General features: G+C 70.8%; 11 protein-coding genes and 1 pseudogene. All 12 read left to right on the top strand.

Annotation, left to right across the window (positions count from 1 at the left end; translation table 11 throughout):
* Positions 1-369 (top strand): annotated as a pseudogene (locus tag U9979_RS18330) (hypothetical protein); the annotation flags it as partial.
* 236 nt (positions 370-605) lie between these two features.
* Positions 606-1,697, top strand: coding sequence for a glutamine-hydrolyzing carbamoyl-phosphate synthase small subunit (carA, locus tag U9979_RS18325; protein WP_322747568.1), 1,092 nt, complete (start codon positions 606-608; stop codon positions 1,695-1,697).
* Between the two features lie 79 nt (positions 1,698-1,776).
* Entirely contained in the window at positions 1,777-5,319 is a 3,543-nt protein-coding gene (gene carB, locus U9979_RS18320; protein WP_322780340.1) for a carbamoyl-phosphate synthase large subunit, read from the top strand.
* 36 nt (positions 5,320-5,355) lie between these two features.
* Positions 5,356-6,108, top strand: coding sequence for an orotidine-5'-phosphate decarboxylase (pyrF, locus tag U9979_RS18315; RefSeq protein WP_322747527.1), 753 nt, complete (start codon positions 5,356-5,358; stop codon positions 6,106-6,108).
* 261 nt (positions 6,109-6,369) lie between these two features.
* On the top strand, positions 6,370-6,687 hold the full coding sequence (mihF, locus tag U9979_RS18310) for an integration host factor, actinobacterial type (protein WP_322747526.1): 318 nt from the start codon (positions 6,370-6,372) through the stop codon (positions 6,685-6,687).
* 287 nt (positions 6,688-6,974) lie between these two features.
* Positions 6,975-7,520 carry a guanylate kinase gene (gene gmk / locus U9979_RS18305; RefSeq protein ID WP_322747525.1) on the top strand — a complete coding sequence of 182 codons (546 nt, stop codon included), beginning with the start codon at positions 6,975-6,977 and terminating at the stop codon, positions 7,518-7,520.
* A 325-nt stretch (positions 7,521-7,845) separates the two neighbouring features.
* Positions 7,846-8,130 (top strand): DNA-directed RNA polymerase subunit omega, encoded by a 285-nt coding sequence (rpoZ, locus tag U9979_RS18300; protein WP_322747524.1) that lies wholly within the window; start codon positions 7,846-7,848, stop codon positions 8,128-8,130.
* A 51-nt stretch (positions 8,131-8,181) separates the two neighbouring features.
* Positions 8,182-9,468, top strand: coding sequence for a bifunctional phosphopantothenoylcysteine decarboxylase/phosphopantothenate--cysteine ligase CoaBC (gene coaBC / locus U9979_RS18295; RefSeq protein WP_322747523.1), 1,287 nt, complete (start codon positions 8,182-8,184; stop codon positions 9,466-9,468).
* 40 nt (positions 9,469-9,508) lie between these two features.
* Positions 9,509-10,705: a methionine adenosyltransferase gene (gene metK, locus U9979_RS18290; protein WP_322747522.1), complete on the top strand. Its 1,197-nt coding sequence runs from the start codon at positions 9,509-9,511 to the stop codon at positions 10,703-10,705.
* Between the two features lie 96 nt (positions 10,706-10,801).
* On the top strand, positions 10,802-13,063 hold the full coding sequence (locus U9979_RS18285; protein WP_322780339.1) for a primosomal protein N': 2,262 nt from the start codon (positions 10,802-10,804) through the stop codon (positions 13,061-13,063).
* A gap of 189 nt (positions 13,064-13,252) precedes the next feature.
* Positions 13,253-13,801: a peptide deformylase gene (gene def / locus U9979_RS18280; RefSeq protein ID WP_322780338.1), complete on the top strand. Its 549-nt coding sequence runs from the start codon at positions 13,253-13,255 to the stop codon at positions 13,799-13,801.
* Positions 13,801-14,781, top strand: coding sequence for a methionyl-tRNA formyltransferase (gene fmt, locus U9979_RS18275; RefSeq protein WP_322780337.1), 981 nt, complete (start codon positions 13,801-13,803; stop codon positions 14,779-14,781). The genes def and fmt overlap by 1 nt, the downstream gene beginning before the upstream one ends.
* Positions 14,782-14,857: the final 76 nt, after the last annotated feature.

Genomic DNA, 14,857 nt, shown 5'->3' with positions numbered 1-14,857 from the left:
GGCCAGGCGGCCCAGACGTCCCGCCCGACCCCGCCCGGGTCGGCGCCGGCCGGCGGCGTGCCACCGGCCCGCTCGCCCGGCGCGCTGGGTAACAGCCCGCCGGTGCTCGGCCCCGCCACCCCACCGGGTGTGCCCCGGCCGGCGGGTACCGGCCCGATACCGGTCGTCACCCGCGCGCCGCGCGCGGGTGACACTCCCGGGTCCCGGGGCGGGCCGGGCGGTCCCGCCTACCCGCACAGCCCCCAGCCCGGCACCGCCGGCGCCGGCGCCGGCACGGAGAGCGCGGGATATCACAACCCCGTTCAGGTTGATCCCCTCACGTCCCCGCTGGGGGAGGTCGTCCGAAAGATGAAGAAGGACACCTGGTGAACGCAGGCGGGAGCGAGCGGAGTTCGCGTCCGAGGTACGAGGACGGGGACGGGGACGCAGGGAGCGGGTCGCCGCAGCGAACCGGTGATGTGGTGAACGCAGGCGGAAGCGAGCGGCACGAAGGGTCCCAGGGGCATGGCGGGTCGGAGCCGGACACCGGCTCCCTGAAACTGCCGTCGGAGCGCGGGTGGGACGACACCGGTCATACCGCCGCCGGTGTCCGGGCCGTGCGCCTGATGCTGGAGGATGGACGCAGCTTCGCCGGGGAGGCGTTCGGGGCGTCGGGGGAGGCGTTCGGTGAGATCGTCTTCGCTACCGGCATGACCGGGTACCAGGAAACGCTGACCGATCCGTCCTACCATCGCCAGATCGTGGTCATGACCGCGCCGCATATCGGCAACACCGGTATGAACGACGAGGACAACGAGTCATCGAAGATCCATGTGGCCGGCTTCGTGGTTCGCGACCCGAGCCCGATCGCCTCCAGCTGGCGCTCACGCCGGACTTTGGACGACGCGTTGGTGGCCGCTGGCGTGGTGGGCATCAGCGGCGTCGACACCCGGGCACTCACCCGCCACCTGCGGGAACGCGGAGTGATGCGGTGCGGTATCGCCGATGCCGCGCAGGACGCGGACACCCTGTTGGAGTCGGTGCGCGCGAGCCCGCGCATGGTCGGTGCGGATCTGGCACCGGAGGTCAGCACGCGGGAGCCGTACGTGGTGGCGGCCGCGACCGGTGTGCCCATGTTCAGGGTGGCCGCGCTCGATCTGGGCATGAAGCGGTCGTCGCCGCTGGCGCTGTCCGCGCTCGGCTGTCAGACGCACGTCCTGCCGGCCCACGCCGGTGGCGCGGCATTGCTCAACCTCGCCCCGGACGGGGTGTTCCTGTCCAACGGCCCGGGCGATCCCTCGACCGCGGACTACGCGGTCGAGGCCGTGCGCATGGTGCTGGACGCCGGCATTCCGATCTTCGGGATCTGCTTCGGCAACCAGGTGCTGGCCCGGGCGCTGGGCTTTGACACCTACAAGCTGACCTACGGCCACCGCGGTGTGAACCAGCCGGTCGCCGACACCGCGACCGGCCGGATCGCGGTGACCAGCCACAACCACGGTTTTGCCGTCCGGGCACCGCGTGACCGCGTCACCCGGACGCCCTACGGGCCGGTCGAGGTCAGCCATGTCGCGCTCAACGACGGCGTGGTGGAGGGTCTTGCATGTCTGGATGTACCCGCCTTCAGCGTCCAGTTTCATCCTGAGGCGGCTCCCGGCCCCCACGACGCGCACGATCTGTTCGAACGGTTCCGCGATCTCATGGCGGCATTCCGGTGAACGCGGGTGAGCGGCACGGCGGGCCGGGTACACCCGCGCAGGCGTACGCGCAGGGATTGCGACGGGAGGTCATGCGCTGATGCCGCGGCGAGAAGATCTGAGCAGTGTCCTGGTCATCGGATCAGGGCCGATCGTCATCGGTCAGGCCTGCGAGTTCGACTACTCCGGCACCCAGGCCTGCCGGGTGCTGCGCGCCGAAGGCCTGCGGGTGGTGCTGGTCAACAGCAATCCGGCCACGATCATGACCGACCCGGATCTGGCCGACGCCACCTACGTCGAACCGATCACACTCGACATGGTCACCAAAATCATCGACCGGGAGCGGCCCGATGCGCTGCTCGCGACGATGGGTGGCCAGACCGCGCTGAACACCGCGGTCGCGCTGCACGACTCCGGTGTCCTGGACCGGTACGGCATCCGCCTGATCGGTGCGAACATCGACGCGATCCGTGCCGGTGAGGACCGTCAGGCGTTCAAGGACATCGTCGCGTCGGTCGGTGGTGAGACCGCCCGCAGCGCCATCTGCACGACCCCGCAGCAGTGCCTCGACGCCGCCGAGGAATTCCAGTACCCGGTCGTGGTGCGGCCGAGCTTCACTCTCGGCGGCGCCGGCAGCGGTTTCGCGCATGACGCCGGTGAACTGCGCCGGATGGCCGAGGACGGCATCGCCGCGAGCCCGTCCTCGGAGGTGCTCGTCGAGGAGTCCGTCCTCGGCTGGAAGGAGTTCGAGCTCGAGCTGATGCGTGACTGCGCCGACAACGTGGTCGTGGTCTGCTCGATCGAGAACATCGACCCGATGGGCGTGCACACCGGCGACTCGGTGACGGTGGCACCGGCGATGACGTTGACCGACCGCGAGTACCAGCAGATGCGGAACATGGCCATCGCGGTGATGCGCGCGGTGGGCGTCGACGCGGGTGGCTGCAACATCCAGTTCGCGGTGGACCCGGCCACCGGGCGGCTCATCGTGATCGAGATGAATCCCCGGGTGTCCCGGTCGTCGGCCCTGGCCTCGAAGGCCACCGGATACCCGATCGCGAAGATATCGGCGAAACTCGCGCTCGGTTACACCTTGGACGAGATCCCCAACGACATCACCCGCACCACACCGGCGGCGTTCGAACCGGCACTGGACTACGTGGTGGTGAAGGTGCCCCGCTTCGCCTTCGAGAAGTTCCCTGGGGCGGACCCGACGCTGACGACCACGATGAAGTCGGTCGGTGAGGCCATGGGCATGGGGCGTAGCTTCGCCGAGGCGCTGCAGAAGGCCCTGCGGTCCCTCGAGCAGCCCAGCGCGGTGTTCTCCTTCGCGGGCGGGACCGGGGATGTCGACGAGCTCCTGGAACGGGCCCGCATCCCGCATGACGGGCGGCTGCGCACGGTCCAGCAGGCACTGCGGGCCGGCGCTGACCCGGCCCGGGTCACCGAGGTCACCGGCATCGATCGCTGGTTCGTCGAGCAGATCGCCGGCATCAACGAGATCGCCGCGACCATCAGCCGCGACTCGGCGGGGATCCTGCGGGCCAAACGTGCGGGTTTCTCCGACGCGCAGCTCGCCGAGGTCCTGGGGACCAAGGAGGACGTGGTCCGCACGTTCCGGCACCGCGCCGGCATCCGGCCGGTCTACAAGACGGTCGACACCTGCGCGGCCGAGTTCGCATCCGCCACGCCCTACCACTACTCGTCCTACGATTCCGAGACTGAGATCGCCGCCGGCGACCGGCCGCGGGTGATTGTTCTGGGTAGCGGACCGAACCGGATCGGACAGGGCATCGAGTTCGACTACGCCTGCTGCCACGCGGTGATGGCGCTGTCGGCCGCCGGCTACGAGACAATCATGATCAACTGTAACCCGGAGACGGTGTCCACCGACTACGACACCGCCGACCGGCTCTATGTGGAGCCGCTCACCGTCGAGGACGTCCTGGAGGTCGTCCACGCCGAGCGCAGGGCCGGCCCACTGGTCGGGGTGATCGTTCAGCTTGGCGGTCAGACTCCGCTGGGTATCGCGGCGGCGCTCGCCGCCGCCGACGTCCCGATCGTCGGGACGCCCCCGCGCGCGATCCACATGGCCGAGGACCGCGGCCTGTTCGGGCGGGTGCTCGCCCGGGCCGGGCTGCCCTCGCCGCCGCACGGGGTCGCGACGTCCTATGCCGAGGCCCGGACGGTGGCGGAGCGGATCGGCTATCCGGTCCTGGTACGGCCGTCCTACGTACTCGGCGGGCGCGGGATGGAGATCGTTTATGACGACCAGATGCTGCGGACCTACATCGAGCGGGCGACCGAGATCTCCCCTGAGCATCCGGTGCTGGTCGACCGGTTCCTCGACGACGCCGTGGAGATCGACGTAGACGCCATCTACGACGGCACCGAGCTGTACCTCGGTGGCGTGATGGAGCACATCGAGGAGGCGGGGGTCCACTCCGGGGACTCGGCCTGCGCGCTGCCACCGATCACGCTGGGCCGCGCCGACCTGGAGCGGATCCGTGAGTCCACCCGGCTGATCGCGCAGGGGGTCGGGGTGCGGGGTCTGCTCAACGTCCAGTACGCGCTGCAGTCCGACGTCCTGTACGTCCTGGAGGCCAACCCGCGGGCATCACGCACCGTGCCGTTCGTGTCGAAGGCGACGGCGGTGCCGCTGGCAAAGGCCGCGGCCCGGGTGATGGTCGGCGCGACCATCACCCAGCTGCGCGCGGAGGGGCTGCTGCCGCCGCACGGCGACGGCGCGACGCTGCCGATGGACTCCCACATCGCCGTGAAGGAGGCGGTGCTGCCCTTCGGCCGGTTCCGGGACGCCGGCGGGCGCGGGGTGGACACCATACTCGGACCCGAGATGAAGTCCACCGGCGAGGTCATGGGCATCGACGCGGGCTTCGGCACCGCTTATGCCAAGTCGCAGGCGGCGGCGTATGCCTCGCTGCCCACCTACGGCAGGGTGTTCGTCTCGGTGGCCAACCGTGACAAACGTGCGATGATCTTTCCGATCAAGCGGCTCGCGGATCTCGGCTTCGTGATCTATGCCACCGAGGGAACCGCGGAAGTGCTGCGTCGTAACGGAGTGAAGGCGGTTGTGCTCGGAAAGCACTCGACGCCGAGCGCCAATCTGATCGACTGTGTTGAAATGATCACATCGGGTCAGATCGACCTGGTGATCAACACGCCGTGCGGGGTGGGGCCGCGACTGGACGGATACGAGATCCGGACGGCGTGTGTGGTGATCGGGGTGCCCTGCATCACCACGATCCAGGGCGCGGCCGCCTGCGTACAGGGGATCGAGGCCCTGGTCCGCGGCGAGATCGGCGTGATGCCGTTGCAGAGCTTCCACGCGGACCTGCATGCCGCCTGGGCCGACCGGGATCGGTCCGGTGTACCCGGTGCCACCGGTGGCCCGTGGCGGACCCAGCCCGCCGACGCCCAGCCCGCCGACGCCCAGCCCCCCGACGCCCAGCCCGCCGACGCCCAGCCCGCCGACGCCCAGCCCCCCGACTCGCCGCCTACCGACGCCCAGCCCCCCGACGCGATCGGGGACGTCCACACCGCCCAGGACGTGCATGCCACCGGGGACGAACCGGGGTCGACCGGCCGGGTCACGCCGGCCACGACGCCTGGGCTGGCCGGCTGACGGCCTCACACGCTGACGGGGTGACGGGGTGACGGGGTGACGGGCTTGCCGGGGACGCGGCTGGCCGCTTGGACGTCGCGGCCGCCGGTGGCGGTCGCGCTGGACGTGCCCGACGGGCCGCAGGCGCTGCGGCTGGCCCGCGCGGTGGCGCCCCACGTCGCCGTGGTCAAGGTCGGATTGGAACTGTTCTACCGCGAGGGGCCGAGGATCGTGACGGCGCTGTGGGAGGCGATCGGGGGCGATCCTGGACCGGGCTCGGCCGAACAGGACAGGATCGGCCTCTTCCTCGACCTCAAGTTGCATGACATCCCCCACACGGTGGCCGGGGGGATGCGTTCCGTGGCCCGTCTCGGTCCCAGGTATGTGACCGTGCATGCCGCGGGGGGCGCGGCGATGGTGCGGGCAGCGGTCGATGCCGCGCCGGATGTCGAGATCGCCGCGGTCACCGTGCTGACGTCCCTGAGCGGTGCCGAGCTCGTCTCGTGCGGGTTTGGCGGGTCGCCGTCCGACGTGGTCCGCCGCCTTGCCGCGCTGGCCGTGGCCGCTGGTGCGCGGGCCGTGGTGTGCAGCCCGCGCGAAGTGTCGGCGGTGCGCGCTGAGGTTGGAAGCGATGTGACACTTATCACTCCTGGAGTCCGGCCGGCGGGCGCGAACGTCGACGATCAGGCGCGTACCGCTACGCCCGCGGCGGCCCTTCGGGCCGGTTCCGACCTTCTGGTGGTGGGGCGTCCGATCATTGCGTCGAGCGATCCGGGGGCCGCCGCGGCTCGGTTTGTGACCGGTACCTGACACCGCCACTGTGCCGCTGACCTGGTGTGACGTCACACAGGCCCCGATTGGGCCATCTCGAGGCGATCTGCCCGGTACGGTAGGTCCTCGAGCGACCGAAAGCAATCAGTAAGGCGCGGGCAACGCGATTCATCCGGACATCTGGGCACGGTCTTGTGGACAATAGTCCGAGGATGTACCCGTGCTACCGACTGGACCGAGACGCCTGTTACTCGCTAGTTTGCGCGGCGCCGCGATCACCCGAAAGAAGGAGGCGTACCCGTGCCCCTGCCGCCCCTGACGCCCGAGCAGAGGGCTGCTGCCCTCGAGAAAGCTGGGTTGGCGCGTAAGCAGCGTGCAGAACTCAAGGAACGGCTCAAGAAGGCGGAAGTCTCACTCGCGTCCGTCCTTGAGAGGGCCGACACCGATGAGGTCATTGGAAAGATGAAGGTGGCCGCTGTTCTCGAATCCCTGCCCGGCGTCGGTCGTGTCCGCGCCACGAAGATCATGGAACGACTCGCGATCAGCGACAGCCGTCGCCTACGAGGTCTTGGTGCCAAACAGCGTGCCGCACTGGTTCAGGAGTTCACGGCATCCTGATCACCACCAGTGTCCGGCAGGTGTGTGCCGCACATCCTCGGCCGTTGTGGGTTGGTGCGGCGTCCCGGTAATGGCGAGAACCTCGCGCCGTCGGGCCGCCGTACCGACTGTTTCTTTGCCTGCGCACAGGAGCTCAGGGTTCCGCCGGGCTTCGGCAGCGCGAAACGTGCCGATCGGTTCGTCTCGCGATCCTATGAGGTTCGTGAGAGTCGCATGACCTTTGGCCGACGTTCAACCGTCCGCAAGTGCCGCTCCGTCGCCGGTGGGACGGAGTCTAGGGTGTGCTGATGCGGCTCACCGTTCTGTCCGGTCCGTCGGGCGTCGGGAAAGGGACTGTCGTCGCCGAGGTGCGCCGGCGCCACCCTGAGGTCTGGGTCTCGGTCAGCTGCACCACACGCGCGCCCCGGCCGGGCGAGACCGACGGGGTGGAGTATCGCTTCGTCGATGCTGAGGAGTTCGCGTTGATGGTCAAGACCGGTGAACTTCTGGAGCATGCGATGTTCGCGGGTCACGCGTACGGGACGCCGCGTGCGCCGTTGGAGGCACGGCTGGCCGCGGGGGTACCCTGCTTGCTGGAGATCGAGCTGCAGGGTGCCCGTCAGGTGCGTTCGACCACGTCAGGCGCCCGGTTCGTCTTCCTCGCCCCACCGTCCTGGGAGGAACTGGTCCGCCGGCTGGTCGACCGGGGCACGGAGCCGTCGGAAGTGATCAGGCGTCGGCTCGACCGCGCGCGCATCGAGCTCGCCGCCGAAGCGGAGTTCGACGAGGTCGTGGTCAACGACGACGTGACGACGGCGGCGGCGCGACTGGTGTCCCTGATGGCTGCCAGTTGACGGCTACACGTTGACGGCTACACGTTGACGGGGACGAGCTGACGGGGACGAGCTGACGGGGATGAGCTGACGGCGGCGACCCGGGGGGGCTGCGCGCCGACAGGCCGGGGCCTGCTCTACGCTGAAGGGCAATATTGTTGTGAGGCAATATTGTGGTGCGTCGTGGGTTGATCGTGGGTTGATCGTGGGTTCGCGGGTTGATCGTGGGTTCGCGCTACACCGGGGCTCATGACGATCCAACCGCTCCCCGTCCGCTCCCGCCAACCCCGAGCATGCTGGCGGCTCACCACGAGCTGACAGCCCCTGTGTTTTCCGGAAGGACACCGTGTCCGGCACTGTCGCGCAGCCCGAAGGCATCACCAACCCGCCGATCGACGAGCTCCTGGAAGCCACCGACTCCAAGTACAGCTTGGTGATCTACGCGGCCAAGCGGGCCCGCCAGATCAACGCCTACTACTCGCAGCTGGGCGAGGGCCTGCTGGAGTACGTCGGACCGCTGGTGGAGACGGCCAGCGCGCAGGAGAAGCCGCTGTCGATCGCATTGCGTGAGATCAACGCCGGCCTGCTGACGCATGAGACCGTCATCGAGCCGCTGCCACCGGTCTCCTGACCGGGCATCGCCCGCTGTGGCCGGGTCCGCTGTCGTGATCGTGCTGTCGGGATGACGGGCGAACCGGTCGGGTCGTGCGCGAGTCCGCGACGCCCCCGCATCGTGCTGGGCGTGGCCGGCGGGATCGCGGCCTACAAGGCGGTCGAGGTGCTTCGTCAGCTGACCGAGACCGGGCATGACGTACGGGTCGTGCCGACGGACGCGGCGTTGCGGTTCGTCGGTGAGCCGACCTGGGCCGCGTTGTCGGGCCATCCGGTGTCAACCGAGGTGTGGACCGACGCCGCGCAGGTGGCACACGTACGGCTGGGGCGCGAGGCCGACCTCGTCCTGGTCGTCCCGGCCACGGCGGACCTCCTCGCACGCGCTGCGACCGGACGCTGCGACGACCTGCTGACCGCCACCCTGCTCACGGCGCGCTGTCCGGTCGTGTTCGCGCCGGCGATGCACACCGAGATGTGGGAGCACCCGGCGACCCGGGCCAATGTGGAGACGCTGCGGGCCCGGGGCGCTGTGGTCATCGATCCGGCGGTGGGCCGGCTGACCGGTGCGGACTCCGGGGCCGGCCGACTCCCGGAACCAACGGAGATCGCGTTGGTGGCCCGGGCGGTGCTGACCCGCAACGGGCTCGCACCGGACCTGGCCGGGCGCACGGTCGTGATCAGCGCCGGTGGTACCCGCGAACATCTGGATCCGGTCCGTTTCCTCGGCAACTCCTCCAGCGGCCGGCAGGGCTACGCGCTGGCCAGGGCGGCGCTCGCCCGGGGAGCGCAGGTCGTCGTCGTGGCGGCCAACGTGGCCCTGGCGCAGGTCGCGGGAGCCCGTACCGTCCGCGTGGTGTCCACCGCACAGCTGCGGGCCGCCGTGCACGCGGAGGCGCCCGCGGCCGCCGTGGTCGTCATGGCGGCGGCGGTCGCGGACTTCCGGCCTGTCAACCGGGCGAGCCATAAGATCAAGAAATCGGACGGTGACCCCGAGCCCGTCGCCCTGGTCCGTAATCCGGACGTGCTGACCGAGCTGGTCGCCGCCCGCCGGCCCGGTCAGGTGCTCGTCGGATTTGCCGCGGAGACCGGCGCGCCAGGGGTCGACCTGCTCGACCTCGGCCGGGAGAAGCTCGCCCGCAAGGGAGCGGACCTGCTCGTCGTCAACCAGGTCGGTGACGGCCTCGGTTTCGAGGTCGAGGACAACGCCGCCGTGGTGCTCGGCTCGGACGGCACCGAGACGGTGATCGAACGGACCAGCAAGGATCTTCTTGCGCACCGCGTGCTCGACTTGGTGGTCAGCCGGCTCCCGCCGCTCGATGGCACCGTTATCGCTGTTGCCGACGGTGTCGGTCGGTAGACTGCGCCGGAATCGACTGGATCTCCCAGGGGGTCAGAACGTGGCGACGCGCCTGTTTACGTCCGAGTCCGTTACCGAGGGGCATCCGGACAAGATCGCTGATCAGATCAGCGACTCCATCCTCGATGCAATGATCAAGGATGACCCACACAGCCGGGTCGCGGTCGAGACTCTGATCACCACTGGTCAGGTCCACGTCGCCGGTGAGGTCACCACGGACACCTATGTGGACATCGCCGCCGTCGTCCGGGAGCGTGTTCTGGAGATCGGTTACGACTCGTCCAAGAAGGGCTTTGACGGCGCGTCCTGTGGCGTGAGCGTGTCGCTCGGCTCGCAGTCGCCCGATATCGCCCAGGGTGTCGACAGCGCCCACGAGACCCGCGTCGGCGGATCCAGCGACGACGAGCTGGACAAGCAGGGCGCCGGCGACCAAGGGCTGATGTTCGGCTTCGCCTGTGACGAGACGCCCGAGCTGATGCCGTTGCCGATCGCTCTGGCGCACCGGCTCGCCCGCAGCCTGGCCGCCGTGCGCAAGGACGGTAAGGTCGGCTACCTGCGTCCGGACGGCAAGACCCAGGTCACGATCGAGTACTCGGCCGGTCGGCCGGTTCGGCTGGACACCGTGGTCGTGTCCACCCAGCACGCGGCCGACATCGACCTTGACACCCTGCTCGCGCCGGACGTCGCCGAATACGTCGTCACCCCGGAGCTGGCCGCACTTGAGATCGCCACCGACGGGTACCGACTGCTGGTGAACCCGACCGGCAGGTTCGAGGTGGGCGGCCCGATGGGAGACGCCGGTCTCACCGGACGCAAGATCATCGTGGACACCTACGGCGGGATGGCCCGGCACGGCGGTGGCGCCTTCTCCGGCAAGGACCCGTCCAAGGTCGACCGCTCGGCCGCGTACGCGATGCGCTGGGTCGCCAAGAACGTCGTCGCCGCCGGGCTCGCCCGCCGCTGCGAGGTCCAGGTGGCCTACGCCATCGGCAAGGCACAGCCGGTCGGACTGTTCGTCGAGACCTTCGGTACCGGCACAGTGCCCGACGAGCAGATCCAGGATGCCGTGACCTCCGTCTTCGACCTCCGGCCGGCTGCGATCATCCGGGATCTGGATCTGCTGCGGCCCATCTACACCCAGACCGCCGCGTACGGTCACTTCGGCCGCCCAGAGCTCGACTTCACCTGGGAGTCGACCTCGCGCGCAGATCTCCTGGCGACCGCCGTCCGCGGGTAGTGCGGGCCGCGGTCAGGTCGGTGGCTGGGTCCGTGGTCAGCGCCGTGGTCCGGTGCGCGGCCGGGTCTGTCGGATGCACCTGGTACTAAACGAGGTATGCCCGAACGGTCTGACCCCTGCGCCGGGCGGGATGCGCCGGGCTGCGCATCCAGTCCGGCGCAGGGCGGCGCATCCCGCCCACCGACGAGGGCCGGGTCGGCTCGGCGCCCGGCGCGGTCCACCGGCCTGGGCGCGCCGGAACCGGCTGGCGACCTGCCGGTCGCCAGGGTCGCGGTGGACGTCTCACCCGCCCACCTGGATCGACTGTTTGACTACCTGGTGCCGGCGCAGTGGGCGCAGGCCGCCGTTCCCGGCGCACGGGTCCGGGTCCGCTTCGCCGGTCGGCTCGTCGACGGGTTCATCCTGAGCCGGTGCGAGCGGTCGGACCACACCGGCACGCTCGCGTTCCTGACCCGCGTGGTGTCACCGGAGCCGATCCTCGCGCCCGAGATCGCGGAGCTGGCCCGGGCGGTCGCCGACCGCTACGCCGGAACCCTCACCGACGTGCTCCGCCTCGCCGTCCCGCCCCGGCACGCCCGGGTGGAAAAGGAACCGCCGCCAGCCGCCGACTCGCCAGCCGCCGACCCGCCAGCCGCCGACCCGCCAGCTGGCGCCTGGTCGCAGTACCCCCAGGGCGAACGGCTGCTGGGCGACCTGGCCACCGGCGGCAGCCCCCGAGCGGTGTGGTGGGCCCTTCCCGGGCCGTCCTGGCCGGCGATGGTGACCGCGGCCGTGGCCGCCACAGTCCGATCCGACCGGGGTGCCCTGGTCGTCGTGCCCGATCACCGTGACATCGACCGCGTCGTGACCGCGATGCGGGATGTCCCCGGCGCGGCCGGCTGTGTCGCGCTGCGCGCCGACCTCGGCCCGGCCGAACGGTACCGCCGATTCCTGGCCGTCAGCCGCGGGACCGCGCGGGTGGTGGTGGGCACCCGCGCGGCCGTGTTCGCGCCGGTCCGCGACCTCGGCCTGATCATCGTCTGGGACGACGGGGACGATCTGCACGCCGAACCGCGCTCGCCCTACCCGCACACCCGCGACGTCGCTGTGTTGCGGTCCCGGCAGCAGCGCTCGGGTCTGATCATCGGAGGGTGGTCGCCGTCGGCCGACGCGCAGGCCCTGGTGCGGGTCGGCTGGGCCGGCGTGCTGGCCCCGCCGCGGTCGGTGGTACGGGCCACCGCCGCCCGGGTGGAGGCCACCGGTTCGGATTTCGAAGCGGCCAGGGATCCGGCGGCACGGGCCGCGCGGCTGCCGTCCCTTGCCTGGCGGGCGGCCCACGACGCGCTGGCCGCCGGCACGCCGGTGCTCGTCCAGGTGCCGCGGCGCGGGTACCAGCTTTCGCTGGCCTGCACCGGCTGTCGTCGCCCGGCCCGATGCGGCCACTGCCAGGGTTCGCTCGGGCGTCCGAGCGGCACCGGGCCGCCCACCTGCAACTGGTGCGGCCGCCCTGCGCTCGACCTCTCCAGCCGACCGCCGGCGGGGGCCGCCGGGTGGCGGTGTCCGTCCTGTGGCGACACCCGGTTGCGGGCAACTGTCGTCGGTGACCGGCGGACGGCCGAGGAGCTCGGGCGCGCGTTCCCGGGCGTCGCCGTCCGCACGTCGGGCCGGGACGGCGTGCTGGCGAGCGTCCCGGCCACGCCTGCACTCGTGGTCGCCACTCCAGGCGCCGAGCCGCTCGCCGACGGCGGGTACGGCGCGGTCCTGTTGCTCGACACCTGGGCGTTGCTCGGCCGCGCGGACCTGCGGGCCGCCGAGGAGACCCTGCGACGCTGGTGCGCGGCAGCGGCACTGGCACGGCCCGCCTCCGACGGCGGCCGGATCGTCGTCACCGCCGATGTCGGTCTGGCGGTGGTGCAGGCGCTGACCCGGTGGGACCCGGGCTGGTTCATCCGTCGTGAGCAGGACGAGCGCGCAGCCCTCGGCTTTCCGCCGGCGACCCGGATCGCCGCCGTCGAGGGCGCCGCCGGTCCGGTCGCCGAACTGATCGCAGCCGCGGAGCTCCCGGCCGGCGCCGATGTCCTCGGTCCGGTTCCCCTGGAGACCTGGGGACTTCGGCCGCCGGCGATGCCACCGAACCACGATCGCATCGCCGGTGGCCCGCTAGATGAGGTGGGCAGGCCAGCCGGGCGGGCCGGCGCCGGGCAGTCCGGGGCCGGGCAGCCCGCTGCCGGCGAGGAGCGGCGAGAGCGTGTCCTGGTGCGGGTCCCCAGGGCCCGTGGCCAGCAGCTGGCCGTTGCGCTCAAGGCCGCGCGCGGAGTGCTCGACGCCCGTCGGTCCGCGCCGGTACGGGTCATACTCGACCCGATCACCCTGTTGTGACGGGCGCCGCATCCGGGTCGGCCCGGACGCGTGCGACCATTGTGATGCGCGCGACCATGGTGTTTCCGCCATCGTGCGTTCGTGCTCGCGGCTTCGGTGCTGCGGCGACAGCCCGTAGCATGGATTCTCTTCATGGGTGTGGCGGCACGGCCCCCGCTCTCGACATGTGTAGCCGGAAGGGGTGCGACAGTGACGGTGCGGGAGATCCGACTGCTGGGAGATCCGGTGCTGCGAACGGTGGCCGATCCGGTCACCACTTTTGACAAGGAGCTTCGCCGGCTCGTCGCAGACCTCACCGACACGATGCACGAGGCGGAGGGGGTCGGGCTGGCCGCGCCGCAGCTCGGTGTCTCACTGCGGGTGTTCACCTTTGACGTGGACGGTGAAGTTGGGCACCTGGTCAACCCCGTGCTGGGGCCGTTCAGCGAGGAGATGATGGACGGTGAGGAGGGTTGCCTCTCCCTACCCGGCATCGCGTTCGAGCTGAAACGACCGGACCGGGTGCTGGCCGTCGGCCAGAACGTCCACGGTGATCCTGTCGTGATCGAGGGCAGCGGCCTGATGTCACGCTGCGTCCAACACGAGACCGATCATCTGGACGGGGTGCTGTTCATCGACCGACTGGACCGGATCACAAAGAAGGCGGCGATGAAAGCCATCCGTGAGGCGGAGTGGGCCGGCCAGGCCCTGCCGGTGGTCAAGGCCTCGCCGCATCCGCTGTTTGGGCGCGCCCGCTGATGCGGTTGGTGTTCGCCGGTACGCCGGCCGCCGCGCTGCCGAGCCTGCGCGCCCTGCTCGATTCGCCTCGGCACGAGGTGGTCGCCGTGGTGACGCGTCCTGACCGGCCGGTCGGTCGCGGTCGAAAGGTCGCCCATTCGCCGGTCCGGGCGCTCGCGCAGGAGGCCGCGGTGGATGTGCTGACGCCCGAGCGCCCGCGCGACCCCGCCTTCCTTGCACGCCTCGCCGACATCGCGCCGGAGTGCTGTCCGGTGGTGGCCTATGGGGCGCTGCTCCCGCGGGCCGCCCTCGACATCCCCAAGCATGGCTGGATCAACCTGCATTTCTCACTGCTGCCAGCGTGGCGCGGTGCCGCCCCGGTGCAGCACGCCCTGCTCGCCGGGGACGAGGTGACCGGGGCGTCGGTCTTCCAGATCGAGGAGGACCTTGACACCGGTCCGGTGTACGGGACCCTCACCGAGACCATCGGCGCCCATGACACCGCCGGTGACCTCCTGGAGCGGCTGGCCGCCGCCGGCGCCCGGCTGCTCACGGGGGTGTTGGACGGCATCGACGACGCGTCCGTACACGCCCGACCGCAACCGGGCGAGGGCGTGTCGATCGCGCGCAAGCTGACCGTGGCAGATGTGCGCATCGACTGGTCCGCGCCGGCCTTGCACGTCGACCGGCTGGTCCGGGCGGCCACGCCGGCACCCGGTGCCTGGACGACGTTCCGCGATCATCGGATCAAGCTCGGCCCGGTGCGTCCGCTGTCCACGTCGGACGACCAGATGGCCCCGGCCCCGGCGCAGGTCCAGGTCCAGGTCCAGGCATTCGAGCCCGGACGGATCGTCGTGCGCGCCGGCGACAGCGAGATCGCCGTTGCAACCGGTGGTGGCGTCGTCCTGCTGGGGGATGTGCGTCCCGAGGGGCGCCCGTCCATGACCGCCGGTGCCTGGGCACGTGGGGCCCGGTTGACCGACGGCGAACGGTTCGCGTGAACCGGGCTACCACCGCCGGATCCGGCGGGTCGGGCCGCACCGCGTCGGGGTCGGGCCGCACCGCGTCGGGCCGGGC

The sequence above is a fragment of the Protofrankia sp. Cas4 genome, from assembly GCF_963555915.1.
GTDB lineage: Bacteria > Actinomycetota > Actinomycetes > Frankiales > Frankiaceae > Protofrankia.
This window is presented reverse-complemented; position numbering and strand designations above follow the sequence as displayed.